This is a genomic window from Mesorhizobium sp. B2-3-6 (genome assembly GCF_006442305.1).
In the GTDB taxonomy this organism is placed as follows: Bacteria; Pseudomonadota; Alphaproteobacteria; order Rhizobiales; family Rhizobiaceae; genus Mesorhizobium.
Genome location: NZ_VFVW01000008.1, coordinates 63,997 through 88,997, shown reverse-complemented (window position 1 = coordinate 88,997; position 25,001 = coordinate 63,997). Strand labels below are relative to the sequence as shown.

Here is a 25,001-nt window from a genome sequence, read left to right as displayed (position 1 = left end):
GTCGGCGGCATAGGCTGAGACCGATGCGGTCACGAGACCGGCAAGCACGACGAGGAACGAGGCGAGCTTTTTCAGCTGCATGGTCTTCTCCGAGAAACCTATTTTGCGAATTTAGCGGTGAGCGCACCGGCGACCGCGGCCGGCACGAAGGGGCGGATGTCGCCGCCCATCGAGGCAATCTGGCGGACAAGTGTGGCGGTAATGGTTCTAACCGAGGGGCTGGCGGGCAGAAAAACCGTTTGCAGCTCAGGCGCCATCGTTTCGTTCATGCCGGCCATCTGCATCTCGTAGTCGAGATCGGTGCCGTCGCGCAGGCCGCGGATCATGATCGAGGCTCCCTGTTTCCTGGCCGCATCGATGACCAGCCCGTCGAAGGCGACCACCTTGATGCGTGTGCCGTCGCGGCCGAATTCGGCCTTGGTCGCGGCCTCGATGAGTTCGACCCGCTCCTCGAAGGAAAACAGCGGCTTCTTGCCGGGATGGATACCGATCGCCGCATAGACGATGTCCGCCACGGCCAGCGACGCCTTCAGCACGTCGAGATGGCCGTTGGTCAACGGGTCGAAGGAGCCGGCATAAAGGGCGATGCGCTCGGTCATGCCGGTGCTTCTAACGGGCGCGCGGACGGAAGGCAAATCTCATTGATGCGATCCCCTTGAACCTTTTTGCAGGGATGAACGACAGATGAATGCGCCGATCACGAACGCTTCACGCAGCGTTCACTACCTTGCCCCTTTAAGAAGATGAAACCAAAGTCCCATGTAAGCGTTGTAGAGCGCAGGAGAACACGCACATGCTGATCTACATGCTCGCCACTGCAATGACCGTCGCCATGCTGATCGCCACTGTATTCGGGCTGCATCAGGAGGCCCAGCGCGTCCGCATCAAGACCAACGCCAAACGCTTCGAAGGGTTCGGGCCCCGCAAGCCTCACCGTCACTATTGAGTTAGCCTGAATTTGTTGCGACGCGCCGGCCGATTGGCCGGCGTTGCCATGTCTGTCCAAGCCAGACTTATTGCGCATCATCCAGGCCGGCATCGGCCGCCGGATCGATCTCGGCACCAACCTCGACGATTTCTTCCTCGTCCGATTGCGGCTCGGAAATCCGCTCGACCGAAACCACCTTCTCGCCTTCCGCCGTGTTGAAAATGGTCACGCCCTTGGTGGCGCGGCTGGCGAAGCGGATGCCATTGACCGGCACCCGGATAACGGTACCGCCGTCGGACACCAGCATGATCTGGTCGTCATTGCCGACCGGGAAGGTTGCCACCAGCCTGCCGATCTCGGCCGTCTTCGACACGTCGGTGGCCCGAATGCCCTTGCCGCCGCGTCCGGTCAGACGGAAATCATAGGACGATGAGCGCTTGCCGTAGCCGTATTCCGTCACCGTCAGCACGAACTGCTCATGCGCCTTGAGGAACTCATAGCGCTCGTCCGACAGCTCCGCCTCCTCGCCGACCTCTTCGTTGGTCAACGCGATCTCTTCCTCCTCACCTGCCGGGATGCCGGCGGCCAGGCGCCGTTCGGCCACCACGCGCTTCAGATAGGCGGCGCGTTCGGCCGGCGGCGCATCGACATGCTCGATGACAGCCATCGAAATGACGCGATCGGTTTCGGCCATGGCGATGCCGCGCACGCCGACCGAGTTGCGGCTCTGGAAGACGCGCACATCGCCGACGGAAAAGCGGATGCACTGGCCGGAGCTGGCGGTCAGAAGCACGTCGTCATTGTCGGTGCAGGTCTCGACGCCGAGGATCTCGTCGCCCTCCTCCTCCAGCTTCATGGCGATCTTGCCATTACGGTTGACTTGGACGAAGTCAGAGAGCTTGTTGCGGCGCACCGTGCCGCGCGTGGTGGCGAACATCACGTCGAGCTCGCCCCAGCTCGTCTCATCTTCCGGCAACGGCATGATTGTGGTGATGCGCTCGCCCTGCTCCAGCGGCAGCATGTTGATCAGCGCCTTGCCGCGTGACTGCGGATTGCCGATCGGCAGGCGCCAGACCTTCTCCTTGTAGACGATGCCGCGCGAGGAGAAGAACAGCACCGGCGTGTGCGTATTGGCCACGAACAGGCGGGTGACGAAATCCTCTTCCTTGGTCGACATGCCCGAGCGACCCTTGCCGCCGCGGCGTTGCGCCCGGTAGAGCGACAACGGCACGCGCTTGATGTAGCCGGAATGGCTCACCGTCACGACCATGTCTTCGCGCTGGATCAGGTCCTCGTCTTCCATGTCCGCGCCGCCTTCGCTCAGCTCGGTGCGGCGCGGCGTGCCGAATTCGTCACGCACGGCCGCGAGCTCGTCCTTGACGATCTGCTGGACGCGGGCGCGGGACGACAGGATATCGAGATAATCGACGATCTCGGCGCCGATCGTGTTCAACTCGTCGGCGATTTCGTCGCGGCCGAGTGCCGTCAGGCGCTGCAGGCGCAACTCCAGGATCGCGCGCGCCTGTTCCTCGGACAGATTGTAGGTGCCGTCCTCGTTGATGCGGTGGCGCGGGTCGTCGATCAGGAGGATCAGCGATTCGACGTCGCCGGACGGCCAGCGCCGCTCCATCAACTGCTCGCGCGCGGTCTGCGGGTCCGGCGCGGTGCGGATCAGTTTTATCACTTCATCGATGTTGGCGACTGCGATTGCGAGGCCGACCAGCACGTGGGCCCGGTCGCGCGCCTTGCGCAGCAGGAACTTCGTGCGTCGGGTGACCACCTCCTCGCGGAAGGACACGAATGCTCTCAGCATGTCGGTCAGCGTCAGCAGTTCGGGCTTGCCGCCATTGAGCGCCACCATGTTGGCGCCGAAAGAGGTTTGCAGCGGCGTGAAGCGATAGAGCTGGTTGAGGATGACGTCGGCCACGGCGTCGCGCTTCAGCTCGACGACGACTCTATAGCCCTGGCGGTCGCTCTCGTCGCGAATGTCGGAAATGCCCTCGATGCGCTTGTCGCGCACCAGTTCGGCCATCTTCTCGATCATCGACGACTTGTTCACCTGGTAGGGAACTTCGGTGATGATGATCGATTCGCGGTCATTGCCGCGGGCCTCGATGTTGACCTTACCGCGCATGACGATGGAGCCGCGGCCGGTCGAATAGGCGCTGTAGATGCCGGAGCGGCCGAGCACGATGCCGCCGGTCGGGAAATCCGGCCCCGGAATGATTTCCATCAGCGCCGGCAGGTCGATGGCCGGATTGTCGATGATCGCGATCGCGGCGTTGCAGACTTCGCCCAGATTGTGCGGCGGGATGTTGGTGGCCATGCCGACGGCGATGCCGCCCGAGCCATTGACCAGCAGATTGGGAAAGCGCGCCGGCAGGACCTTCGGCTCGCTGCCGGAAGCATCGTAAGTGTCCTGGAAATCGACCGTATCCTTGTCGATATCCTCCAGCAGTTCATGCGCGACCTTGGTCAGCCGCGACTCGGTGTAGCGCATGGCCGCCGGCGGATCGCCGTCGATCGAGCCGAAATTGCCTTGCCCGTCGATGAGCGGCACGCGCAGCGACCAGTCCTGCGCCATGCGCACCAGGGCGTCATAGATAGAGGCGTCGCCATGCGGATGGTATTTACCCATCACGTCGGCGACCGGGCGCGCCGACTTCACATATTTGCGGTTCCAGTGATAGCCGCTCTCATGCGCGGCGAAGAGAATGCGGCGATGCACCGGCTTCAGGCCGTCGCGCACGTCGGGCAGCGCGCGGCTGACGATCACGCTCATGGCGTAATCGAGATAGGATCGCTGCATCTCCTCGATGATCGAAATCGGCTCGATGCCGGTGGGGCCGCCGTCGGCGCCGCGCGGTGTTTTTTGGTCGGTCAAATCGGATCACAATCTAAACAGGAATCACTTGCCGTATATATAGGAAGCCGGGCCGAAACTCCAATGTCGACGGCACTTTTCCAGTGTCGATTTTGGCGGTGATTTCAAAAGGATACCGGTGATTGCGACGATATGGCCGATGTGCTTTTCGGAGCCGTCGACGCAAAGGCCCGCCATCTCGTGTTAGCGGCGGCCCGCGCGGCGGGCGCGATAGCTGCCGGGCGTCTCGCCCATTTCGCGCCGGAAGCGGCGATTGAAAGTTGACAGGTCGTTGAAGCCCGCCTCGAAGGCGATCGTCGAGATCGCCTTGTCCGAAGCGTGGAGCCGCACTGCTGCCCGGTGCAGCCTGGTCCTCAGCAGAAACCGGTAGGGGGTCATTCCGGCAATCTGCCGGAATGTGCGCAGGAAATGATACGGACTGGTCGCCGTCTCCCGGGCCAGCACGGCCAGCGAAAGCGGCTGATCGGCATCGATCTCGATACGCCGAACCGCCTCCGCGACCCGTTTTTGGTCGCGGCCGCTGGGTGTCCGCGCCATCTTGGTGCGCCCTGAGCTTGCGGCGACTGCTGCGCCGGCAATGCGCAAGCCGAGTTCCTCGAAAGCAGCGGTTTCGGCCACATCGCGCGCGGCCTCCGCTTCGGCCAGCAGCGGCATCAGCGCCGGCAGGGGCGGCAGGCGCGGCGTCTCGAAGGCCAGCATTCTGGCGCCTGGTACGTTCTCCACGATCCGTTCCATATAAGCCGGAGCAAAATGGAAGGAGAGGCAGCGGTCGCCGGCGCCGTGCTCGTGGCCGCATTCGTAGCATGTGCCGGGATTGCCAAGCAGCACCGCGCCTGGCGCGAGCATCGCGGTGCCCTGGCTGGCGCGATAGCGGAAGGTGCCGCTGGTCACCGCGGCGACGCAGAACGTCCGGTGCTCCTCCTCGAACGGCCGGTCGCCGGCGCCGGCCGTGCACACCACGTCCGACACCTGCCAGCCTGGCCCCGAGGCAATGATCCTGTGGCTCGTCGTCATAGCCTGAAAGATAGCAATTTTTCCCAAGCGCAGAACCCTGCCCCGGCCTATCGCTTGCGGCCTCCTGACAGCATGAAGGCACCAGCCATGACCAACCAGCCCACTTTTACCGAAGCCCTGCACAGCGACGGGCCAGCCCCCGGCTTTGCCGAGAATTTGGATCTCTACGGCCGCTTCGTCGGCGCCTGGACTTTCGATGCCAGCCGTCATCTCGAGGACGGCACCGTGCTGACCGGACGCGGCGAGGTGCATTTCGGCTGGGTGCTGGAAGGCCGCGCGATTCAGGACGTCTGGATCCTGCCCGCGCGCGATGCCGGCCCCTCGCCTTCTCTCGGCAAATGGACCTTTTATGGCACGACCTTGCGCGTCTACGATCCCGGCGCAAATGCCTGGCATATTTTCTGGAGCGATCCGCGCAACCAGTATTACAGCCGCCAACTCGGTCGCGCCGAAGGCGACACGATTGTCCAAGTGGGCGCCGACGGCACCGGTTCCTCCGTACGTTGGAGCTTTTCACGAATAACCGAAAATTCCTTCCGCTGGCTCGGCGAGCGCTCGCACGACAATGGCGCGACATGGCGGCTCGAAGTGGAGTTCCTGGCGCGGCGCTCTGGCCGTACCTGATCAAGCAAGCCCGCGACGCAAACTCAGGCATTCCCTGCGTTCTTTCGCGTCTCCCTCGGCCCAGCCGGCTTTCGCAGAGTTCGCGAGCCGCCTCTCCCCAGCCGGTTTCATCCGTCCCTGCTTTGCTCTACCAATGTCGGGATGCGGGCTCGGCCCGGCGGGAGGGGTGAGAGATGCCGAGTTTCGACAGCCTGTTCAACGCCTTCGTCACCATTCTGGTGACCATCGACCCGCCCGGGCTGGCGCCGCTGTTTCTGGCGATAACGCGCGGCATGAACCGCGAGGAGCGCCAGCAGGTCTCGGTCCGCGCTTCGGTCATCGGCTTCCTGGTGATGGCGCTGTTCGCGGTTGCCGGCGCCTCGATCCTGTCGGTGTTCGGCATCACGCTGCCGGCCTTCCGTGTCGCCGGCGGCTTTTTGCTCTTCTTCATCGCTTTTGAAATGGTGTTCGAGCGCCGGCAGGACCGTAAGGAGAAGATCGGCGACGTGGCCATCACCAAGGACATGATCCACAACATCGCCGCTTTCCCGCTGGCGATCCCGCTGATCGCCGGCCCCGGCGCGATTTCGGCGACTGTGCTGCTCTCCGGCTCGTTTCAGGGCTTTGGCGCCCAGGCGGCACTGGTCGGCATCATCTTCGTCTGCCTCGCCATCACCTATCTCGTGTTCGTGCTGTCGGAGCGCATAGACCGCATCCTCGGCCAGACCGGCCGTTCGATCCTGACCCGCCTGCTCGGCGTTATCCTGGCGGCACTTGCCGTCCAGTTCGTGGCTGACGGCATCAAGGCGCTGATGGCCTCATAGGCCGCTTATTTTGCCGTCGTGTCGATAATTTCGAAATCGTGGGTAATGGCGGCGGTCTTGGACATCATGGCCGAAGCCGAACAGTATTTTTCGATCGAGAGATCGATCGCCCGCTTCACCTTGTCGGGCGACAGCGCCCTGCCCTTGACGATGAAATGCATATGAATGCGGGTGAACACCTTGGGATCGGTCTCGGCTCGGTCGGAATCGAGCTCGACCACACAGTCCTCGATCGCCTCGCGCCCCTTTTCGAGGATATGGACGACATCATAGGCCGAGCAGCCGCCGGTGCCGATCAGCACCAGTTCCATCGGGCTCGGCCCCGGCGTTCTCCCTTCAGGGCCGAACGCGGTCCCCAGTACGACCTTATGGCCTGTGCCGGACTCGCCGACGAAGGTGCGTTCCTCGACCCATTTGATGCGTGCTTTCAACTGATATTCCTTCCACTCGGGATCACGGTCTGGCTTGCGCGACGCCGAAGACCACGTCGTGCAAGATTCTGCCGGGCACCAGCGTAAAGACACCGGCACCCACCAGTGCAAAGATATACAACGCAATCATCGCCTTGCGGTGCTTGGCGACGCGGTGATTGCGTGCATGCCAGACCGCCAGCGGCACCGTGACCAGCACCAGGATCGACAAGAGATGGATCGGGCTGAAAGGGCCAATGAGCTGTATCTGCTGGATCCAGAAACTCGAGATGGCGACGGCCAGCATCAGCGCCGCCCAGAGATAGCCCATCGCGCGGTGGCGCAGCGTGCCTTTCGGCAGCGCCAGCTGCACGCCGCCTATCGCCAGCGCGGCAAAGGCCGCGAGCGCATGCCATGGGATCGGAGGACGTGCCGATAGGAGCGGTCCGAGCGACATCGCGCCCTCTCCTCAAATGCCCGTCACGCCGTGTCGATGCTCAGAACGGAATTTCGTCGTCCAGCTCGCGCGACGAACCCCCGCCGCCCTTGGGAGCGCCGCCGCCACGATTGAAGCCTTCGTTCGGGCCGGACTGGCCGAAATCGGAACCACGGCTGCCGCCGCCGGAATAACCCCCGACCTGGCCGCCCTCACCCTGGCCGCGCGCGTCCAGCATCTGCAGCTCGCCGCGGAATCTCTGCAGCACGACTTCCGTCGTGTATTTGTCGGCACCGGTCTGGTCTTGCCATTTGCGTGTCTGCAACTGGCCCTCGACATAAACCTTCATGCCCTTCTTCAGATACTGCTCGGCAACCTTGGCGATGCCCTCATTGAAGATGACGACATTGTGCCACTCGGTCTTTTCCTTGCGCTCGCCGGAATTCTTGTCGCGCCAGCTTTCCGATGTTGCGATGCGGATGTTGACGACCGGCTCGCCAGAATTCAGGCGGCGGATCTCCGGGTCCGCTCCGAGATTGCCGACCAGAATGACCTTGTTGACGCTACCCGCCATGATACTTCTCCGCGCTCGTCCGAAACAAATTTTTGTCGCAGCACCTTACAGGTTGCGCACACCCGTTGCCTGCTGTGGCTGCCTTTTCCCACAAGGTTTTTGTTCTCTTTTCGTTCCTATATGCATCGCCGCTCATTGTCAAGGAATGGCAGCAATGCCGGAGCCGCCAGCTTCCCTTCATATGGGCCGTAAAACATCGCTTGCCAAATCGATAAGTATCGACTTATGCTTTCGCCATGATCGAAGCGGAAATTTTCCGGGCGCTGGCCGACCCCACCCGACGCGCCGTCTATGAACGCCTCGCCACCAGCGAGATGACGGTGTCGCAGCTGCGCACCGGCATGACGGTATCGCAGCCGGCTGTGTCGCAGCACCTGGCGGTGCTGCGCGGCGCAGGCCTGGTGGTCGAGCGGCGGGCGGGCCGCAACGCCTATTACCGCGCCGATCCGCAAGGGCTCGACCCGCTGCTTGGCTGGATCGAACGCTACCGGACGTTCTGGCCCGAGCGCATCGAAAAACTGAGGACGGTTCTCAAGGACATGGACCAATGACGCACGCACCAGTGACCGACGAAAGCCCTGCGCGGACCGCCCCCGACGCGATCGAGTTCGAGTGCGATCTCCCCGAGCCGCCGGAAAAGGTATGGCGGGCGCTGACCGTGCCCGAATTGCTTGCGGCCTGGATGATGCCCAACGACATCAATCCTGAGATCGGCAGCAATTTCGCCTTTGCCGGGCCGGATGCGCCGATCGAATGCGAGATCCTCGATGCCGAGCCCGGAAAAAGGCTTCGCTATTCCTGGCGGGAACAGCCGCGGCCCGACGAGGAACGGAACCCGCTCGACAGCATCGTCACCTTCACGCTCGCCCGCACCGTTTCGGGCGGCACGCATCTGCATATTATCCATGAAGGCTTCGCCCGTGCGGCGACATCCGCCGCCAGGCCCATGGTGACCATGGCAGGCGCCGGCTGCCGGCTTTCATTCGCTGCGCGTGCCTCCGGCCGCCGCCCCGCAGCCAATTCATTTTGCCTTCTGCAGCGCGCCGCTTGAGTGGCCGACACATGAAAAACGGAGAGAGACGATGACCGGTTTTGCCAATCTGGTGCCGATGGTGATCGAGCAGTCGAGCCGCGGCGAGCGCGCCTTCGACATTTTCTCGCGGCTGCTGCGCGAGCGCATCGTCTTTATCAACGGCGAGATCAACGACGGCATGTCGGCGCTGGTCTGCGCCCAGCTTCTGTCGCTGGAATCGGATAATCCCGACAAGGAGATCTCGCTTTACATCAACTCGCCTGGCGGCGTGGTGACCAGCGGCTTCGCCATCTACGACACGATGCAATATGTCAGCTGTCCGGTGTCGACGGTGTGCATGGGCTTTGCCGCCTCGATGGCTTCGTTCCTGCTGATGGCTGGCACGCCGGGACGGCGCATCGCGCTGCCCAACGCCAGCCTCGTCCTGCACCAGCCGCTGGGCGGCTTCCAGGGTCAGGCATCGGACATCCAGCGTCACGCCGAAGGCATCCTGCGCACCAAGCGGCAGATGACCGAACTCTATGCGCGTCATTGCGGCCGCACCTATGAAGAGGTCGAGCGCACGCTCGACCGGGACTATTTCATGACCGCCGAGGAAGCGAAGGCATGGGGTCTCGTCGATCATGTCTACGATACCCGCAAAAAGGCGGCGTGACCGGCACAAGCACGATGAATTGCGACGCCCCGCCGTCCGGCGATTTGATGACCGCCGGTCTGGCCACCTCGGCGGGGCGGCGCTATAACCGCCCGATGATCGACAGCCGCTTATTCCGACCTTGGCGTCTTGCCGTCACTATTTTCGCCGGTGCGCTCATGCTGGCCGGCGGCGCCTTTGCCAACGACAGCCAGAAAGGCAGCCTGCCCGGTGTGGCCGGCGATTATCGCATCGCCAAGCCGGCCCCGCAGCCCGAACCCGATGACGCCTCCCCCGCCAACGGTAACGGCCGGTTCAAGATCGGCGATACCGATGTCAGTATTTCCGGCAGCATCACGGTCGATGTCGGCGCTGGCGGGATCAAACCGCCGCGGTAGCTGACATGTCGGGGCCGTCAGTACCTGCGCGTTCCCCCAAAAGAGCAGCCCCGCCGTGCTTTTAGCAAACGGACGGGGCTTTTCTGGATCTATAATCCAATCTTTCGCCGGGAATGTTTTACCGGCTTTCGATTTCGGATGCTTCGCGGCGTTCAGCCGACGATCCGACCAGTAGTCTCTGATTTTGGTGCATCCGGCAGGGTCACGTCGGAAGGCGCTCGCGTCTCCCTGGCATTCATGCCTGCCGCGGCTCCAGTCACTGCTGGAGCCTCAAGGGACTGTCCGGTGGCGTCATGCTCCACTCCTGTGTCCGTTGCGACAATCGTCGTCAGAAGCACTGATCGCAGTAGCCCGCGGCGTCTCGCAGGCCGCCTTTGGGCGGCGAGGCCATCGAAAGACAGCCGGCTTCATTGACGTGTGGAGTCTGCTCCCCTCAGCCGGGGACGTCAACCGCTCGATGTCCGATCGGAAAAATTGTGATCGAGCGACATATCCCCTGATGGGAACCACGCCGCCTGCTCCACCGCTTTTGTCAGGAGCGTGTTCGGTCTTTGTTCTTTCCGCTTGCCCGTTCGTGCGAAAGACGGTTAAACGACTTGGTCGAGAATTGTGGCGTCTCTCGACGCGGCGGCAAAAATACCTACATAGGGGACGGCCGGGGAAAACCCGCCGATCCCACAAATTCCAGATCTGAGGCGGCGACCGGCAATGGCCGACCATAAATATCTTTCCATTCGCGGGGCGCGCGAACACAATCTGAAGAATGTCGATCTCGACCTGCCGCGTGACAGCCTGATCGTCATGACGGGCCTGTCGGGCTCCGGCAAATCGTCGCTTGCCTTCGACACCATCTATGCCGAAGGCCAGCGCCGCTATGTCGAGAGCCTGTCGGCCTATGCGCGGCAATTCCTCGAAATGATGCAGAAGCCGGATGTCGACCAGATCGACGGCCTTTCGCCGGCCATCTCCATCGAGCAGAAGACCACTTCGAAGAACCCGCGCTCGACGGTCGGCACCGTCACCGAGATATACGACTACATGCGGCTTCTATTCGCGCGTGTCGGCGTACCCTATTCGCCCGCCACCGGACTGCCGATCGAGAGCCAGACGGTGTCGCAGATGGTCGATCGCGTGCTGGCGGTCGAGGAAGGCACGCGCCTGTTCATCCTGGCGCCGATCGTGCGCGGCCGCAAAGGCGAGTACCGCAAGGAATTGCTCGAGCTGCAGAAAAAGGGATTTCAGCGCGTCAAGGTCGACGGCGTCTTCTATGAGATCGCTGATGTGCCGCCACTCGACAAGAAATACAAGCACGACATCGACGTGGTCGTGGATCGCATCGTCGTGCGTGGCGACCTCGCAACGCGCCTTGCCGATTCCATGGAGACCGCGCTGAAGCTCGCGGAGGGGCTGGCGGTGGCGGAGTTCGCCGATAAGCCGCTCGATGCCAGTCAGACGGGCGAGGATTCGGTCAACAAGTCGAAGAACGAGACGCATGAGCGCATCCTGTTCTCGGAAAAATTCGCCTGTCCGGTCTCCGGCTTCACCATTCCCGAGATCGAGCCCAGGCTGTTCTCGTTCAACAACCCGTTCGGCGCCTGCCCGACCTGCGACGGGCTGGGCAGCCAGCGCGCCATCGATCCCAATCTGGTCGTCCCCGACGAGAACGTCTCGCTGCGCGACGGCGCCGTCAGCCCATGGGCGAAATCGACTTCACCCTACTACGTGCAGACGCTGGAGGCTCTCGGCAAGGCTTACGGCTTCAAGCTCGGCGACAAGTTCAAGGATTTGACCGGGGAAGCCCAGGAAGCCATCCTGCGCGGCACAGGCGAGCGCGAGATCACCTTCCAGTATGATGACGGCCTGCGCTCCTACAAGACGACCAAGACCTTCGAGGGCGTCATCCCCAACCTCGAGCGGCGCTGGAAAGAGACCGAATCCGCCTGGATGCGCGAGGAAATCGAGCGCTTCATGTCGGCCACCCCCTGCCCGGCCTGTCGTGGCTACAGGCTGAAGCCGGAAGCGCTGGCGGTGAAGATCGCGGGCAAGCACATCGGCGAAGTGACCGAACAGTCGATCCGCAAGGCCGACCAGTGGTTCACCGACCTGCCGGCGCAGCTCAACGACAAGCAGAACGAGATCGCCGTGCGCGTGCTCAAGGAAATCCGCGAGCGGCTGCGCTTCCTCAACGACGTCGGCCTCGACTATCTCACTTTGTCGCGCAATTCCGGCACGCTGTCGGGCGGCGAGAGCCAGCGCATCCGGCTGGCATCGCAGATCGGCTCCGGCCTCACCGGCGTGCTCTACGTGCTGGACGAACCGTCGATCGGCCTGCACCAGCGCGACAATGCGCGCCTGCTTGACACGCTGAAGCACCTGCGCGACATCGGCAACACGGTCATCGTGGTCGAGCATGACGAGGATGCCATCCTGCATGCCGACTACGTCGTCGACATCGGCCCGGCCGCCGGCATCCATGGCGGCGAAATCATTGCCCAGGGCACGCCTCAGCAGGTGATGGCCAACCCGAATTCGATCACCGGCAAATACCTTTCGGGCGAGCTCGAAGTGGCGACACCTGCGGTTCGCCGCGAGGCGAAGAAGAACCGCCGCCTGAAAGTCGTCGGCGCACGCGGCAACAATCTGAAGAACGTCACCGCCGAAATTCCGCTCGGCACCTTCACCGCCGTCACAGGCGTATCGGGCGGCGGCAAATCGACCTTCCTGATCGAAACGCTGTTCAAGGCGGCCTCGCGCCGCATCATGGGCTCGCGCGAGCATCCGGCCGAGCACGACCGCATCGAGGGCTTGGAGTTCCTCGACAAGGTCATCGACATCGACCAGTCGCCGATCGGACGGACCCCGCGCTCCAACCCCGCCACCTATACCGGCGCCTTCACGCCGATCCGCGACTGGTTCGCGGGCCTGCCGGAAGCCAAGGCGCGCGGCTACCAACCGGGCCGCTTCTCCTTCAACGTCAAGGGCGGCCGCTGCGAGGCCTGCCAGGGCGACGGCGTCATCAAGATCGAGATGCACTTCCTGCCCGACGTCTACGTCACCTGCGACGTCTGCCACGGCAAGCGCTATAACAGAGAGACGCTCGACGTGCTGTTCAAGGGCAAGTCGATCGCCGACGTGCTCGACATGACGGTCGAGGAAGGCGTCGATTTTTTCGCCGCCGTGCCCGGCGTGCGCGATAAGCTCGACACGCTGAAGCAGGTCGGCCTCGGCTACATCCATATCGGCCAGCAGGCGACGACGCTGTCGGGCGGCGAGGCGCAGCGGATAAAACTCGCCAAGGAGCTGTCGCGCAAGGCGACCGGCAAGACGCTCTATATCCTGGACGAGCCGACCACTGGCCTGCACTTTCACGATGTCGCCAAGCTGCTGGAAGTGCTGCACGAACTGGTCGACCAGGGCAACACGGTGGTGGTGATCGAGCACAATCTCGAAGTGATCAAGACCGCCGACTGGGTGCTCGACCTCGGCCCCGAGGGTGGCGACGGCGGCGGCGAGCTGGTCGCCTCCGGCACGCCGGAAGCGATCGTGCGCGAAAAACGCAGCTACACCGGCCAATTCCTCAAGGAATTGCTGGAGCGACGCCCCGGAGGCAAGCGCGAAGCAGCGGAGTGATGGCGGGCTGGCATTGGGAACCTCCGGAATGAAGATCAGGAAAGCCCTCGCCCCGGATGTCACCGCCGTCATGACTCTGACCACGGATGCCTACGCGCCCTACACCGCGCTGTTGGGCGCGCCGCCGATCCCGGTCACCGAAGACTATGCGCCGCGCATCGAACGCGGCGAGGCCTGGCTGCTGGAGAGCGGCGGCGACCTGGCCGGGCTGATCGTCCTGGAGCGGCACGAAGACCACGCGATGATCTTCTCCGTCGCGGTGGCGCCAGGATTTCAGGGCAAGGGCTTCGGCATCGCATTGTTGAAACATGCGGATCAGCAGGCGCGCCTGTGGGGCGTGCCGGAGGTGCGGCTCTACACCAATGCGAAAATGGAGCGCAACATCGCGCTCTATTTGGCCTACGGCTATCGCGAAACGGGTCGCCGGCCCAATCCCTACCGGCCAGGATGGGTGCTCGTCGACATGGCCAAGCCGGTCGACGAGGTCACGGCGGCCTGGTTTTTCTGAACGCGGCCAGATTTCTGAAACGGGAGGACGACAATGAGCAAATCGGGAACGATCCGCGCCGGCATGGGCGGCTGGACCTTCGAGCCGTGGGACACGTCCTTCTACCCGGAAAAACTCCCCAAGGCCAAGCAGTTGCAATACGCCAGCCGGCAGGTACCGAGCATCGAGGTCAACGGCACCTATTATTCCAGCTTCAAGGAACCGACCTTCGTCAAATGGGCCAATGAGGCACCCGACGGTTTCGTCTATTCGCTGAAGGGCAACCGCTTCGTCACCAACCGCCGCGTGCTGGGCGAAGCAGGTGAATCGATGATGCGTTTCCTTGGCTCCGGCGTCGCCGCGCTGGGCGACAAGCTTGGACCGATCCTTTGGCAGTTCGCGCCGACCAAGAAATTCGATCCCGACGATTTCGAGGCGTTTCTGAAGTTGTTGCCGGAAAGCCAAGACGGTATCGCGTTGCGCCACGCGCTCGAAGTTCGCAACGACAGTTTCATCGTGCCGGAATTCCCGGCGCTCGCGCGCAAATACAAGGCGGCCATCGTCTATGCCGATCACGCAAAATATCCTGATATCGCCGATATCACCGGCGATTTCATCTATGCGCGGCTGCAGACCGGCTCGGATGACAATCCCGACTGCTACACGCCAAAAGGCCTCGATGAATGGGCGGCGCGGGCCAAGGTCTGGGCGGAAGGCAAGCAGCCGGCCGATTTGCGGCGCGCCGACCCTGCCACCGACGCGCCGGTGCAACCGCGCGACGTGTTCGTCTACTTCATCACCGAGGGCAAGGTGCGCGCGCCCTTCGGCGCCATGGCGCTGATGAAGCGAGTGACAGAAACCAGCTAAGCGGCAAGCCTCTGCGGCTATCTCCATTTGCATGAATTGCCGGCGTCAACAGCCTCTGTCGGAACCTCAAGGCGTCATCATCGTTTTGCCTTGGTGGCGGGTTCCCGCGCGGGAAAACCGCCAGAAAAGCGAGGAAGGATGGCTGTCATCCTTATCGGTGCGTTTCTCATCGTCGCCGGCGTTGTGTATACGGCGGGCGCAGCTCTCAGGCGTGGACGGCTCAGCGATCCGGCACCTGCAGCTTCGGATCGACGGATGCCAAATCTCGCAACGCAGGCCCCGACGCTTGAGCCACGCCGCCGCGGCCTCGGTTTCCTAGGCGTGTCACAGAATTGGCCGGGTCTGCTGATGATGGCGGTCGGTGCCGTTCTGCTCCTGTCGGCGGTAGTCCTCTAACGCCGTGCAAGCTTGGCTTTTTCGCCGCGATCGTAACCTTATCGACACTTCCTTGCGTCATGACTCCAGCAACGTCAGGCTGCAGGGTCGTCGCGGGCAAGGAACGAGGGGCATGTCGCTCGACTACAACTCACTTCTGCTGGCGGTCGGTTTCTCCGCTGCCTGCCTGAGCCTGACGTTGTTCGGCACATGGCTCACCGCCCGCACCGACAAGTTCCTGCTCACCTGGGCGCTCAGCGCCATGCTGGTGGTGGGCGAGGTCTTCACCTATGACGCCTATATCGACGCGCCCAGGCGCGGCCTCGGCATCGCCACCTTCACCTTGCTGCTGGTCGGCTTCTCCATGATGCTGGGCGCCGCATACCAATTCAGAAGCGGCGGCTCGCCGATCCCCAGGGTTTTGATCGGCAGCGGCATTTCGCTGGCAGTGGCGCTGCCGCCCATGGCTCTCGGCTATGACGGGCTCGGCTTCATGTTCGAGAATCTGTTCGCGGCCCTGCTCCTGTTCGCAACCGCCGCCGAATACTGGAAGGGCCGCGCCGAGGCCCCAGCGCTTACCATCGGCGCCGCCGCACTCTATTCAGCGACCGCCATGTCCTTCCTGCTCTGCGCGACGGTTTTGGCATGGGACGGCAAGCTGATCCTGAGCCATGCGCCGACGAACTGGGCCGAGGATCTCAGCCTCATCGTCGTCATCGCCAGCATGACCGGCATCGGCGCCTTGTCGCTGGCCCTCAACCAGGGGCGTCTGGCGGGGCATCATCGCCGCAACGCGCTGACGGATCAGCTGACCGGGCTGCTCAACCGCCGCGCGCTGTTCGACCTCTTTGGCGATTCTCCCGTCGGCGCCTTCACCGCCGTGGTCGTGTTCGACCTCGATAGCTTCAAGGCCATCAACGACCAGTTCGGCCACGCGACGGGCGATGAGGTGCTGAAAGTGTTCGCCAAGGAGCTTGCCGGCAACCTTCGCCCCACCGATGTCGCCGCGCGCATGGGCGGCGAGGAGTTCGCGGTGGTGTTGAAGCGGACTTTGCCCGAAACAGTGGAAAACACGGCCGAGGCGATACGAACCTCATTCGCCGCGCGCCGCATCGACACCGAGAACGGTCCCCTGACGTGCACCGTCAGCGCCGGCTTTGCTTTCGGCACCAAAGAGGGCCTGAGCTTCGACAAGGTGCTCAGCGCCGCCGACAAGGCGCTCTATGCCGCCAAGCGCGGCGGCCGCAACCGCGTCACCGCCTCTCCATTCCGGCGCGCTAGCTGACCAAGCGCATCAATGCCGTGCCCATCATTGTTGAATGGCCGAATGCGGCTTTTACGCCGCCATGACAATTTCATTGAAGGCATCGAGGTCGACATAGAAGACCTTGGTGATCTCCTCGATCAGCTCGTCGTGGTCATAGCCCTGGGACTTCAGAATGTTGATGGCTGTGATGATGTCGACGCGCTCTGTGAGCCGCCGCTTCTGGTAGTCCTCGACGTAACGTTCCATGGCTGCCCCTTGGCCTGTATGCCCAAACGCGTTGAACGACAGAGATCGCAGGGAGGATGCTAGGAACGCATGCTTGCGCGGAACTTGCCCGTCGCCCACCTCGATCTGCGACAAACCAGACTGATACGGAAGCGGCCGACTCACAAAGCCATCAGAAGACTAGCATGTAGTATTGAGCGTGCCAGCGGGTGTTGAAGAAAGATTGAGCAATCTTTCATCAGGAGATGGATTTACACCGTCAGGAACTTCCTGACATCCGCCCGGTCGAGATCTTCGGCAGGACCAGTATGGACGATCTGGCCGCGGTCCATGATGTTGACCTCGTCGGCGAGTTCGCGGCAGAAGTCGAGATATTGCTCCACGAGAAGAACCGCAATGCCGGCCTGGTCGCGCAAATAGCGGATGGCGCGGCCGATGTCCTTGATAACGGACGGCTGGATACCTTCCGTCGGCTCATCGAGCACCAGAAGCTTGGGCCGCATCACCAGCGCCCTGCCGATGGCGAGCTGCTGCTGCTGGCCGCCGGAGAGATCGCCGCCGCGGCGGCCAAGCATCTGCTTGAGCACCGGAAACAATTCGAAGACATGCGCCGGCACGTTGCGGTCGGCCCGTTTCAGGGGCGAGAATCCCGATTCGAGGTTTTCCCGCACGCTGAGCAGCGGAAAGATCTCCCTGCCCTGCGGCACGAATGCGATGCCCGACCGGGCGCGGTCATACGCCGCGCTCCGGTCGAGCGCCTTCCCCTCGAAGGCAACGCTTCCGCTCGTCAGCCTGTGGTGGCCGACGATCGATCTCATCAAACTGGTCTTGCCGACGCCATTGCGGCCGAGCACGCAAGTGATCTTGCCGGCGCCCGCCTTGAGCGACACGCCGCGCAGCGCCTGGGCGGCGCCGTAGTGGAGCGTGGCATCGGAAACTTCGAGCATGTCAGCGCCTTCTCCAGAACCGAAGGAAGGCAAGATCGAAGCGATGGAATTGCACCCGCCAAACCATGCTCATCTCCCCAGATAGACTTCGACGATGCGTTCATCGGCAGATACGAAATCGAGCGTGCCTTCTGAAAGCACCGAGCCCTCATGCAGGCAGGTGACCTTGACGCCGAGCTCGCGCACGAAATGCATGTCATGCTCGACGACGATCACTGAATGGTCGCGGGCGATCTCCTTGAGCAGGCGCGCGGTTTCCTCGGTTTCGGCGTCGGTCATGCCGGCGACCGGCTCGTCGACCAGCAGCAGCTTCGGGTCCTGCGCCAGGAGCATGCCGATCTCCAGCCACTGCTTCTGCCCATGGCTGAGATAGGCGGCGAGCTCGTCGCGTTTGTCGCCGAGCCGGATGGTCCCGAGGATGTCATCGATCCGCCGCGTCTCGGCGGGCGAGCGTCGATGGAACAGCGCCGGGAAGATCGAGCGCGGCCCCTTCAGCGCCAGCATCAAATTTTCCTCGATGGTGTGGCTTTCGAAAACCGTCGGCTTCTGGAATTTGCGGCCAATGCCCATCATGGCGATCTCGGCCTCGTCATGGCGGGTGAGATCGACCTGGCCGTCGAAGAACACCTCGCCCTCGTCGGGCCGTGTCTTGCCGGTGACGATGTCCATCATCGTGGTCTTGCCGGCGCCGTTGGGGCCGATGATGGCGCGCATCTCGCCCTTGTCGAGCACCAGCGACAGATTGTTGATGGCGCGAAAGCCGTCGAAGGAAACCGAGACGCCGTCGAGATAGAGAATGGTGTTCGACTTCGACATCGCTCGTTACTCCGCCGGCTGTGGTTCGAGGCTGGACGAGGACCATTCGCCGGGTGTTCTGGCCGCCGCCTGCACGACTTTGGACGGCGCGATTTCACCATCGGCGCCGGCCTCCTCGGCCAACGATGCCGCGCGCAGCGCCTTGGCGTTGCCGCGCCAGCTATCCCACATGCCGATGATGCCTTTCGGCAAGAGCAGCGTCACGGCGACGAACACGCCGCCGAGTGCGAACAGCCACAGTTCAGGCAGCACGCCGGTGAACCAGGATTTTCCGGCGTTGACCAGCAGCGCACCGATGATCGGCCCGATGATGGTGCCGCGCCCGCCGACCGCGGCCCAGATCACCACCTCGATCGAATTGGAGGGTTCGAATTCGCCCGGATTGATGATGCCGACCTGCGGCACGTAAAGCGCGCCCGCGACGCCGGCCGTGACAGCTGAAACCGTGAAGGCGAACAACTTCACATTCTCAGCCCGCCAGCCGAGGAAGCGGGTGCGGCTTTCGGCATCGCGCACCGCCATCAGCAGCTTGCCGTATTTGGAGCCGACGATCGCCCAGGTGACGAAGACGCCGAGCGCAAGCATCACCGCGCTGGCCGCGAACAGCGCCGAGCGGGTCACGTCGGCCTGGACGTTGAAGCCCAGAATGTCCTTGAAATCGGTCAAGCCGTTGTTGCCGCCGAAGCCCATGTCGTTGCGGAAGAAGGCGAGCAGCAGCGCATAGGTCATCGCCTGTGTGATGATGGAGAGATAGACGCCTGTGACGCGGCTGCGGAAGGCGAACCAGCCGAAGACGAAGGCAAGCAGGCCGGGTACCGCAAGCACCATGAGGCCGGCGAACCAGAAATGGTCGAAGCCGGTCCAGAACCAGGGCAGTTCCTTGTAGTTCAGGAACACCATGAAATCAGGCAGGACCGGGTTGCCATAGACGCCGCGCGAGCCGATCTGGCGCATCAGATACATGCCCATCGCGTAGCCGCCGAGCGCGAAGAAGGCGCCGTGGCCGAGCGAAAGGATGCCGCAATAGCCCCAGACAAGATCAAGCGCGAGTGCCAGCAGCGCGTAGCAGAGATATTTGCCGGTCAGCGCCACGATATAGGGCGGAATGTAGAAGGCGCTCGTCGGTAATACCGCAAGGTTGAGCAGCGGCACGATGATGGCCGCCGCCAGCAGAATGAGGATGGTGATGGCGATGCGGCGGTCCGCGCCCGCGGCGAAGAAGCGTCCCGACATCATGCTTCCACCGCCCTGCCCTTGAGCGCGAACAGGCCGCGCGGGCGCTTCTGGATGAACAGGATGATCAGCACCAGCACGACGATCTTGCCGAGCACGGCGCCGGCATAGGGTTCGAGGAACTTGTTGACGATGCCCAGCGAAAAGGCGCCGACCAGCGTGCCCCACAGATTGCCGACGCCGCCGAAGACGACGACCATGAAACTGTCGATGATGTAGCCGCGGCCGAGATTGGGCGAGACATTGTCGATCTGGCTGAGCGCCACGCCGGCAATGCCGGCAATGCCGGAGCCGAGCGCGAAGGTCAGCGCGTCGACCCATGGCGTCCTGATGCCCATAGAGGCGGCCATGCGGCGGTTGGCGGTGACGGCGCGCATCTGTAGGCCCCAGGGGGTGCGCTTCATCACATAGAGCAGCACGGCAAAGACGCTAAGCGCGAAGACCAGGATCCAGAGCCGGTTCCAGGTGATGGCAAGCTGGCCGACATCGAACGAACCCGACATCCAGGAGGGATTGCCGACCTCCTGGTTGGTCGGCCCGAAGATCGAACGCACTGCCTGCTGCAGGATCAGCGAAACGCCCCATGTCGCCAGCAGCGTCTCCAGCGGCCGGCCGTAGAGGAAGCGGATAATGCCGCGCTCGATGGCGAGGCCGACAAGCCCCGAGACCAGGAAGGCAAGTGGCAGCGCGATGACCAGCGACCAGTCGAACAGGCCGGGAAACGACGTGCGGATCACCTGCTGGACGACGAAGGTCGTGTAGGCGCCGAGCATCACCATCTCGCCATGCGCCATGTTGATGACGCCCATGACGCCGAAGGTGATGGCAAGCCCGATCGCTGCCAGCAGCAGCACCGAGCCCAGCGAAATGCCGTACCAGATGTTCTGTCCGGCGTCCCACAGGGCCAGCGTCGAATTGATGTTGGCGATAGCCGCCGTCGCCGCTTCCTTCACTGCGCCCAAGGCATTGGCCCCTGCCGAGGTGAGCAGCGATACCGCATCGCGGTCGCCGCGCGCGCCGATCAGGGCGATTGCCGCGAGCTTGTCGGCATCAGGCCGATCCGAGCTCAGAATCGACGCGGCACGAGCCTGTTGCAGCAAGGTCTTGACACTGGCGACCGTCTCATTGGCGATCGCAGCGTCGAGCGGCTCGATGTTTGCGGCATCGGGCGTCTTGAACATGGTGTCGGCGGCGGCGAGCCGCACGGCCGGATCCTTGGCGCCAAGCGTCAGCGTGCCCAGCGCATCGCGGATGGTGCGGCGCAGCGTGTTGTTGACCTTGATCTTGGTGATGTCGTCCTTGGCTGCTTCACCGGATGGCTCACCGCTCAGCGGGTCGAAAAGCTGGACCCGTTCGCCGCCTTCCTTGCCGACGAAGACCAGGGAATCGATCTTGCGGATGTAAAGATTGCCATCGGCGAGTGCCGCAAGAGGCCGCTCCACTGCCGGATCGCCGGTCGCCGCCAGGTCGTGAACGACAGCTCCCGTCTCCGAAAAACCCTTGGCGGCGGCAAACTTGGCGATGATGCCACGCAGATCGGCTTCGCCGGCGCCCGACGACGACAGCGTCGCCAGCCAGAACAGCAGTGTCAGGCCAAGTGCGCGGAAAAGGTTCATCGGCGTCAGGCGACTCTTCAGGGTTGAGTTGGACGTCCGGACGGCGAAGGAACCGTCCGGACGCTCGCGGTCATGGGCATGGACCTGAAGGTCCAGCCCGGGAGAATCAGTTTGTGCCCTTGCCGCCGCATTTGCCGGTGGCGACATTGAAGTTGCCGCAGGACAGAGGCGCCCGCCAATCGGAGATCAAGTCCTTGGAGTCGGGCAGGTAATCCGACCACTCGTCGCCCATCACCAGCCCCGGCGTGCGCGAGACCGTCTCGAACTGGCCGTCGGCCTGGATTTCACCGATCAGCACCGGCTTGGTGATGTGATGGTTCGGCATCATCGTCGAATAGCCGCCGGTCAGGTTCGGCACCGAGACGCCGACCATGGCGTCAATCACCTTGTCCGGATCGGTGGTGCCGGCCTTCTCGACCGCCTTCACCCACATGTTGAAGCCGATATAGTGGGCCTCCATCGGGTCGTTGGTGGTGCGCTTGTCGTTCTTGATGAACTTGTGCCAGTCGGCGATGAACTTCTTGTTCTCGGGCGTGTCGACGCTCTCGAAGTAGTTCCAGGCGGCGAGATGGCCGACCAGCGGCGCCGTGTCGAGACCGGCAAGCTCCTCCTCGCCGACCGAGAAGGCCATGACCGGGATGTCCTCGGCCTTGATGCCCTGGTTGCCCAGTTCCTTGTAGAACGGCACGTTGGCGTCGCCGTTGACGGTGGAGACGACGGCGGTCTTCTTGCCGGCCGAACCGAACTTCTTGATTGCCGAGACTTCGGTCTGCCAGTCCGAGAAACCGAACGGCGTGTAGTTGACCATGATGTCTTCCGCCGCGACGCCCTTGGCCTTCAGATAGGCCTCGAGGATCTTGTTGGTGGTGCGGGGATAGACATAGTCGGTGCCTTCCAGCACCCATCGCTTCACCGAGCCGCCATCCTCGCTCATCAGATAGTCGACGGCCGGAATGGCCTGCTGGTTCGGCGCCGCGCCCGTATAGAACACGTTGCGCTCGCTCTCCTCGCCCTCATACTGGACTGGATAGAACAGGATGTTGTCGAGTTCCGAGAACACCGGCAGCACCGATTTGCGCGACACCGAGGTCCAGCAGCCGAACACCGCCGCGACCTTGTCCTTGGAGATCAGCTCGCGCGCTTTCTCGGCGAAGAGCGGCCAGTTGGACGCCGGATCGACGACGACCGCTTCGAGCTTCTTGCCGAGCAGGCCGCCCTTGGCATTCTGCTCGTCGATGAGCATCAGCATGGCATCCTTCAGCGTCGTCTCCGAAATCGCCATCGTGCCGGACAGCGAATGGAGGATGCCGACCTTGATCGTGTCGTCGGCCGCCTTCGCGGGCGCCGACATCGACAGGCCGGCAGCGACCACGCCCGCCGAAAACATTTTTGTTATTGTCGAGAAATTACCCCTCATGCCTGACACTCCCAAGCTGATTGATTGCAACGCAACACTACGAAGCAACCCCCATGCCAATCGCCGAGGGGGTTTCGTGGAAGGAGTTAATGCTCAATATTATCAGTGGATTGACATATCGTGCTTAGAGAAAGCGTGAGGGCCGGTTAAAAATTGGTTGAGGGAAATTTGCGCAGCGCACACGGTTTTTGCCTAATTTTCGTCCAATTTCTCCAAATGCCTAGATTTTGATCTCCGGACGCGGGCCGCACGCGACAAATATTGCGGTACGGCACACAAATGGGGCAAGTTCGCCCCTCAACCGAGCGACGTCATGGCATCCGGAATTTCACGCATCTCTACCGGCCTATTGTTTCTGGCGGCGGCGACCGGGGCGGCGCGAGCCGACTTCAGCGACGGCAAGATGCCCGACGGCATTTATCATTGCGAGGTCTACCTGCTCGGCATGTTCCTCAACCTCGGCGACATCACCATCAAGGGAAACGTCTATACCGGCCCAGTCACCTTCGGGACCGCCCAGCAGGGCTACAATTACCAGATGGACGCAAATGGGGTGATCTCCTGGCTGGGACCGCTCGGCGGCTACACCGCCGGCGGCAACTCGTTGTCCCTCACTCAGGCAACTCTGGATGGTCAGGGCCCGCCCTCGTTCGACATCATCATGAGACAGCCCGACGGCGCCTTCACCGCCTCGACCTGCACCAAGGGCTGAAAGTCGAGAAAAATGGCGCGGAACCCCGGTCGGGGCTCCGCGCCAGCAGGCAGTCGGGAGGTGGAACTAGATGCTTCTCGCTGACATTTGGCTGGCGATGTAATCGGCCTGCCGGATCGCCAGCGAGACGATCGTCAGCGTCGGGTTCTCGGCCGCGCCTGTCGTGAACTGGCTGCCGTCGGAAACGAACAGGTTATTGATGTCGTGCGTCTGGCCGTGCTTGTTGACGACGCCTTCGGGCGCCTTCTCGCTCATCCGGTTTGTGCCGAGATTATGGGTGGAAGGATAAGGCGGCGTCGGGAAAGTACGCGTCGCTCCAACCGCATCGTAGAGCGCCGTGGCCTGTTTGTAGGCATGATCGCGCATCGCCGTATCGTTGGGATGATCGTCGAAATGCACATCGGCGATCGGCATGCCGTGCTCGTCCTTTTCGTCGGCATGCAGCGTGATGCGGTTTTCTTCGCGCGGCATGTCCTCGCCGACGATCCACAGCCCTGCCATGTGGTCGTAGTGGTCGAGCGCGGTGGTGAAGGAGCGGCCCCAAGCGCCGGGATCGAGGAAGGCCGCCATAAACGGCAGGCCGAGCGAAAGCGTCTCGAATTCGTAGCCGCCGACGAAACCGCGCGATGGATCATGCCGCGCCTCGTCGCGGATGATGCCGGCCATCGTGGTGCCGCGATACATGTGCACCGGTTTGTCGAAGATGGCATAGACCGAGCCGGTGGTGTGGCGCATGTAGTTCTTGCCCACCTGCCCCGATGAATTGGCGAGGCCGTCAGGGAACTTGCTCGAAGCCGAATTGAGCAGCAGGCGCGGGCTTTCAATCGAATTGCCGGCGACGGCGACGATGCGGGCCTTCTGCTCCTGCAGCTTGCCGTCCTTGTCGGCATAGACGACGCCGGTCACCTTTCCCGAGGCGTCATGGTTGATCTTGACGGCCATGGCGTTCGGCCTCACCTCGAGATGGCCTGTCGCTTCGCCTTTCGGGATCTCGGTGTAGAGCGTCGACCATTTGGCGCCCCATTTGCAGCCCTGGAAGCAGAAGCCGGTCTGCTGGCAGGACATCCGGTCGTCACGCTCGACCGAATTGATCGCCATGTTGCCGGTGTGGCATTCCTTGTAGCCGAGCTTGTCGGCGCCAGCCTTCAACAGCTTGAAATTATTGTTGCCCGGCAGCCTCGGCCAGTCATTGGTGCCGGTGACGCCCATCTTGGCTTCGGCCTTGGCGTAATAGGGCTCCATCTCGGCCAGTGTCACCGGCCAATCGAGCAGGTTCGCGCCCTCCACCTTGCCGTAGGTCGAGGCGGTCTTGAACTCATGCTCCTGGAAGCGCAGCGAAGCGCCGGCCCAGTGCGTGGTCGAGCCGCCGACCGATTTCACGATCCAGGCCGGCAGGTTCGGAAAATCCCTGGCTACGCGCCAGTCGCCCGAAGTCGTGCGCTTGTCTTTCCAGGCGAGTTGGGCAAAGGAGTCCCACTCGTCATTGATGAAGTCGTCGAATTCGTGGCGAGCGCCGGCCTCCAGGATCACGACGTCGATGCCCTTCTGGGCGAGTTCATTGCCAAGTGTGCCGCCGCCGGCTCCCGAGCCGATGATGACGACCAAATTGTCGTTTTTCAGATCAAATGCTGCTGCCATGGTTTCCTCCCATGATTTCGATTTTGCTGGGTG

At 62.8% G+C, this 25,001-nt stretch carries 26 protein-coding genes; 13 read left to right on the top strand and 13 right to left on the bottom strand.

Going from position 1 to position 25,001, the window contains the following annotated elements:
* Positions 1–98: 98 nt before the first annotated feature.
* Positions 99–599, bottom strand: a complete 501-nt coding sequence (coaD, locus tag FJ953_RS22430) for a pantetheine-phosphate adenylyltransferase (RefSeq protein WP_140498825.1) — start codon at positions 597–599, stop codon at positions 99–101.
* A gap of 194 nt (positions 600–793) precedes the next feature.
* Here coaD and FJ953_RS22425 point away from each other — a divergent pair, with 194 nt between their 5' ends.
* Positions 794–946 carry a hypothetical protein gene (locus tag FJ953_RS22425; RefSeq protein ID WP_140498827.1) on the top strand — a complete coding sequence of 51 codons (153 nt, stop codon included), beginning with the start codon at positions 794–796 and terminating at the stop codon, positions 944–946.
* 67 nt (positions 947–1,013) lie between these two features.
* Here FJ953_RS22425 and gyrA read toward each other — a convergent pair whose 3' ends face one another.
* Both gyrA and FJ953_RS22415 read right to left on the bottom strand, forming a co-directional pair.
* On the bottom strand, positions 1,014–3,812 hold the full coding sequence (gyrA, locus tag FJ953_RS22420) for a DNA gyrase subunit A (protein ID WP_140557758.1): 2,799 nt from the start codon (positions 3,810–3,812) through the stop codon (positions 1,014–1,016).
* A gap of 183 nt (positions 3,813–3,995) precedes the next feature.
* Positions 3,996–4,826, bottom strand: coding sequence for an AraC family transcriptional regulator (locus FJ953_RS22415; RefSeq protein ID WP_140625176.1), 831 nt, complete (start codon positions 4,824–4,826; stop codon positions 3,996–3,998).
* Positions 4,827–4,913: 87 nt separating this feature from the next.
* Here FJ953_RS22415 and FJ953_RS22410 point away from each other — a divergent pair, with 87 nt between their 5' ends.
* Both FJ953_RS22410 and FJ953_RS22405 read left to right on the top strand, forming a co-directional pair.
* Positions 4,914–5,450, top strand: a complete 537-nt coding sequence (locus FJ953_RS22410) for a hypothetical protein (RefSeq protein ID WP_140498831.1) — start codon at positions 4,914–4,916, stop codon at positions 5,448–5,450.
* Positions 5,451–5,623: 173 nt separating this feature from the next.
* Positions 5,624–6,253, top strand: coding sequence for a MarC family protein (locus tag FJ953_RS22405; RefSeq protein ID WP_140498833.1), 630 nt, complete (start codon positions 5,624–5,626; stop codon positions 6,251–6,253).
* A 5-nt stretch (positions 6,254–6,258) separates the two neighbouring features.
* Here the strand turns inward: FJ953_RS22405 and FJ953_RS22400 are convergent, their stop codons facing one another.
* Genes FJ953_RS22400 through FJ953_RS22390 form a run of 3 tightly spaced genes read right to left on the bottom strand, consistent with a single transcriptional unit; the run spans position 6,259 to position 7,673 of the window.
* A complete protein-coding gene (locus tag FJ953_RS22400; protein ID WP_140498836.1) occupies positions 6,259–6,684 on the bottom strand; it encodes an OsmC family protein in 426 nt (141 codons plus the stop codon).
* A gap of 22 nt (positions 6,685–6,706) precedes the next feature.
* Positions 6,707–7,120 (bottom strand): DUF2306 domain-containing protein, encoded by a 414-nt coding sequence (locus FJ953_RS22395; protein WP_140557759.1) that lies wholly within the window; start codon positions 7,118–7,120, stop codon positions 6,707–6,709.
* Positions 7,121–7,160: 40 nt separating this feature from the next.
* Complete coding sequence (locus FJ953_RS22390) at positions 7,161–7,673, bottom strand: single-stranded DNA-binding protein (RefSeq protein WP_140498840.1); 513 nt, start codon at positions 7,671–7,673, stop codon at positions 7,161–7,163.
* Between the two features lie 236 nt (positions 7,674–7,909).
* Between FJ953_RS22390 and FJ953_RS22385 the strand changes: the two genes are divergently transcribed.
* The 9 genes from FJ953_RS22385 (at position 7,910) to FJ953_RS22345 (ending at position 16,382) form a co-directional block, all read left to right on the top strand.
* Entirely contained in the window at positions 7,910–8,224 is a 315-nt protein-coding gene (locus FJ953_RS22385) for a metalloregulator ArsR/SmtB family transcription factor (protein ID WP_140515307.1), read from the top strand.
* Positions 8,221–8,724 carry an SRPBCC domain-containing protein gene (locus FJ953_RS22380; RefSeq protein WP_140515306.1) on the top strand — a complete coding sequence of 168 codons (504 nt, stop codon included), beginning with the start codon at positions 8,221–8,223 and terminating at the stop codon, positions 8,722–8,724. The genes FJ953_RS22385 and FJ953_RS22380 overlap by 4 nt, the downstream gene beginning before the upstream one ends.
* Positions 8,725–8,755: 31 nt before the next feature.
* A complete protein-coding gene (locus FJ953_RS22375) occupies positions 8,756–9,361 on the top strand; it encodes an ATP-dependent Clp protease proteolytic subunit (protein ID WP_140498846.1) in 606 nt (201 codons plus the stop codon).
* 95 nt (positions 9,362–9,456) lie between these two features.
* On the top strand, positions 9,457–9,738 hold the full coding sequence (locus FJ953_RS22370) for a hypothetical protein (RefSeq protein ID WP_140557825.1): 282 nt from the start codon (positions 9,457–9,459) through the stop codon (positions 9,736–9,738).
* A gap of 708 nt (positions 9,739–10,446) precedes the next feature.
* Positions 10,447–13,368 (top strand): excinuclease ABC subunit UvrA, encoded by a 2,922-nt coding sequence (uvrA, locus tag FJ953_RS22365; protein ID WP_140515305.1) that lies wholly within the window; start codon positions 10,447–10,449, stop codon positions 13,366–13,368.
* A gap of 28 nt (positions 13,369–13,396) precedes the next feature.
* Positions 13,397–13,876 (top strand): GNAT family N-acetyltransferase, encoded by a 480-nt coding sequence (locus FJ953_RS22360; protein WP_140625084.1) that lies wholly within the window; start codon positions 13,397–13,399, stop codon positions 13,874–13,876.
* A gap of 33 nt (positions 13,877–13,909) precedes the next feature.
* Positions 13,910–14,722, top strand: a complete 813-nt coding sequence (locus FJ953_RS22355) for a DUF72 domain-containing protein (RefSeq protein ID WP_140525358.1) — start codon at positions 13,910–13,912, stop codon at positions 14,720–14,722.
* 138 nt (positions 14,723–14,860) lie between these two features.
* Positions 14,861–15,118 carry a hypothetical protein gene (locus tag FJ953_RS31010; protein WP_140498856.1) on the top strand — a complete coding sequence of 86 codons (258 nt, stop codon included), beginning with the start codon at positions 14,861–14,863 and terminating at the stop codon, positions 15,116–15,118.
* 112 nt (positions 15,119–15,230) lie between these two features.
* A complete protein-coding gene (locus tag FJ953_RS22345) occupies positions 15,231–16,382 on the top strand; it encodes a GGDEF domain-containing protein (RefSeq protein ID WP_140498858.1) in 1,152 nt (383 codons plus the stop codon).
* A 51-nt stretch (positions 16,383–16,433) separates the two neighbouring features.
* Here FJ953_RS22345 and FJ953_RS22340 read toward each other — a convergent pair whose 3' ends face one another.
* From FJ953_RS22340 to urtA, 6 genes are all read right to left on the bottom strand, one after another.
* The gene (locus FJ953_RS22340) at positions 16,434–16,610 is read right to left on the bottom strand and encodes a hypothetical protein (RefSeq protein WP_140498860.1); all 177 of its coding nucleotides are present in this window, start codon (positions 16,608–16,610) and stop codon (positions 16,434–16,436) included.
* A 230-nt stretch (positions 16,611–16,840) separates the two neighbouring features.
* Positions 16,841–17,536, bottom strand: a complete 696-nt coding sequence (gene urtE / locus FJ953_RS22335) for an urea ABC transporter ATP-binding subunit UrtE (protein ID WP_140557767.1) — start codon at positions 17,534–17,536, stop codon at positions 16,841–16,843.
* Between the two features lie 69 nt (positions 17,537–17,605).
* Complete coding sequence (gene urtD / locus FJ953_RS22330; RefSeq protein ID WP_140625083.1) at positions 17,606–18,352, bottom strand: urea ABC transporter ATP-binding protein UrtD; 747 nt, start codon at positions 18,350–18,352, stop codon at positions 17,606–17,608.
* A gap of 6 nt (positions 18,353–18,358) precedes the next feature.
* Positions 18,359–19,588, bottom strand: coding sequence for an urea ABC transporter permease subunit UrtC (gene urtC / locus FJ953_RS22325; RefSeq protein ID WP_140625082.1), 1,230 nt, complete (start codon positions 19,586–19,588; stop codon positions 18,359–18,361).
* Positions 19,585–21,201 carry an urea ABC transporter permease subunit UrtB gene (gene urtB / locus FJ953_RS22320; RefSeq protein WP_140625081.1) on the bottom strand — a complete coding sequence of 539 codons (1,617 nt, stop codon included), beginning with the start codon at positions 21,199–21,201 and terminating at the stop codon, positions 19,585–19,587. The genes urtC and urtB overlap by 4 nt, the downstream gene beginning before the upstream one ends.
* Positions 21,202–21,307: 106 nt before the next feature.
* The gene (gene urtA / locus FJ953_RS22315; protein WP_140498870.1) at positions 21,308–22,618 is read right to left on the bottom strand and encodes an urea ABC transporter substrate-binding protein; all 1,311 of its coding nucleotides are present in this window, start codon (positions 22,616–22,618) and stop codon (positions 21,308–21,310) included.
* Positions 22,619–22,931: 313 nt separating this feature from the next.
* On the opposite strand from urtA, the gene FJ953_RS22310 reads away from it, so the two are divergent.
* The gene (locus FJ953_RS22310) at positions 22,932–23,330 is read left to right on the top strand and encodes a hypothetical protein (RefSeq protein ID WP_140498872.1); all 399 of its coding nucleotides are present in this window, start codon (positions 22,932–22,934) and stop codon (positions 23,328–23,330) included.
* A 66-nt stretch (positions 23,331–23,396) separates the two neighbouring features.
* On the opposite strand, the gene FJ953_RS22305 is transcribed toward FJ953_RS22310, so the two are convergent.
* Complete coding sequence (locus FJ953_RS22305) at positions 23,397–24,968, bottom strand: GMC family oxidoreductase (RefSeq protein WP_140625080.1); 1,572 nt, start codon at positions 24,966–24,968, stop codon at positions 23,397–23,399.
* Between the last annotated feature and the right edge of the window lie 33 nt (positions 24,969–25,001).

Excerpts from the sequence above, each read along its gene's own strand:
- coaD (WP_140498825.1), bottom strand. The coding sequence starts at position 599 with ATGACCGAGCGCATCGCCCTTTATGCCGGCTCCTTCGACCCGTTGACC.
- FJ953_RS22425 (WP_140498827.1), top strand. The coding sequence starts at position 794 with ATGCTGATCTACATGCTCGCCACTGCAATGACCGTCGCCATGCTGATC.
- FJ953_RS22415 (WP_140625176.1), bottom strand. The coding sequence starts at position 4,826 with ATGACGACGAGCCACAGGATCATTGCCTCGGGGCCAGGCTGGCAGGTG.
- FJ953_RS22410 (WP_140498831.1), top strand. The coding sequence starts at position 4,914 with ATGACCAACCAGCCCACTTTTACCGAAGCCCTGCACAGCGACGGGCCA.
- FJ953_RS22405 (WP_140498833.1), top strand. The coding sequence starts at position 5,624 with ATGCCGAGTTTCGACAGCCTGTTCAACGCCTTCGTCACCATTCTGGTG.
- FJ953_RS22395 (WP_140557759.1), bottom strand. The coding sequence starts at position 7,120 with ATGTCGCTCGGACCGCTCCTATCGGCACGTCCTCCGATCCCATGGCAT.
- FJ953_RS22390 (WP_140498840.1), bottom strand. The coding sequence starts at position 7,673 with ATGGCGGGTAGCGTCAACAAGGTCATTCTGGTCGGCAATCTCGGAGCG.
- FJ953_RS22385 (WP_140515307.1), top strand. The coding sequence starts at position 7,910 with ATGATCGAAGCGGAAATTTTCCGGGCGCTGGCCGACCCCACCCGACGC.
- FJ953_RS22380 (WP_140515306.1), top strand. The coding sequence starts at position 8,221 with ATGACGCACGCACCAGTGACCGACGAAAGCCCTGCGCGGACCGCCCCC.
- FJ953_RS22375 (WP_140498846.1), top strand. The coding sequence starts at position 8,756 with ATGACCGGTTTTGCCAATCTGGTGCCGATGGTGATCGAGCAGTCGAGC.
- FJ953_RS22370 (WP_140557825.1), top strand. The coding sequence starts at position 9,457 with ATGATCGACAGCCGCTTATTCCGACCTTGGCGTCTTGCCGTCACTATT.
- uvrA (WP_140515305.1), top strand. The coding sequence starts at position 10,447 with ATGGCCGACCATAAATATCTTTCCATTCGCGGGGCGCGCGAACACAAT.
- FJ953_RS22360 (WP_140625084.1), top strand. The coding sequence starts at position 13,397 with ATGAAGATCAGGAAAGCCCTCGCCCCGGATGTCACCGCCGTCATGACT.
- FJ953_RS22355 (WP_140525358.1), top strand. The coding sequence starts at position 13,910 with ATGAGCAAATCGGGAACGATCCGCGCCGGCATGGGCGGCTGGACCTTC.
- FJ953_RS31010 (WP_140498856.1), top strand. The coding sequence starts at position 14,861 with ATGGCTGTCATCCTTATCGGTGCGTTTCTCATCGTCGCCGGCGTTGTG.
- FJ953_RS22345 (WP_140498858.1), top strand. The coding sequence starts at position 15,231 with ATGTCGCTCGACTACAACTCACTTCTGCTGGCGGTCGGTTTCTCCGCT.
- FJ953_RS22340 (WP_140498860.1), bottom strand. The coding sequence starts at position 16,610 with ATGGAACGTTACGTCGAGGACTACCAGAAGCGGCGGCTCACAGAGCGC.
- urtE (WP_140557767.1), bottom strand. The coding sequence starts at position 17,536 with ATGCTCGAAGTTTCCGATGCCACGCTCCACTACGGCGCCGCCCAGGCG.
- urtD (WP_140625083.1), bottom strand. The coding sequence starts at position 18,352 with ATGTCGAAGTCGAACACCATTCTCTATCTCGACGGCGTCTCGGTTTCC.
- urtC (WP_140625082.1), bottom strand. The coding sequence starts at position 19,588 with ATGATGTCGGGACGCTTCTTCGCCGCGGGCGCGGACCGCCGCATCGCC.
- urtB (WP_140625081.1), bottom strand. The coding sequence starts at position 21,201 with ATGAACCTTTTCCGCGCACTTGGCCTGACACTGCTGTTCTGGCTGGCG.
- urtA (WP_140498870.1), bottom strand. The coding sequence starts at position 22,618 with ATGAGGGGTAATTTCTCGACAATAACAAAAATGTTTTCGGCGGGCGTG.
- FJ953_RS22310 (WP_140498872.1), top strand. The coding sequence starts at position 22,932 with ATGGCATCCGGAATTTCACGCATCTCTACCGGCCTATTGTTTCTGGCG.
- FJ953_RS22305 (WP_140625080.1), bottom strand. The coding sequence starts at position 24,968 with ATGGCAGCAGCATTTGATCTGAAAAACGACAATTTGGTCGTCATCATC.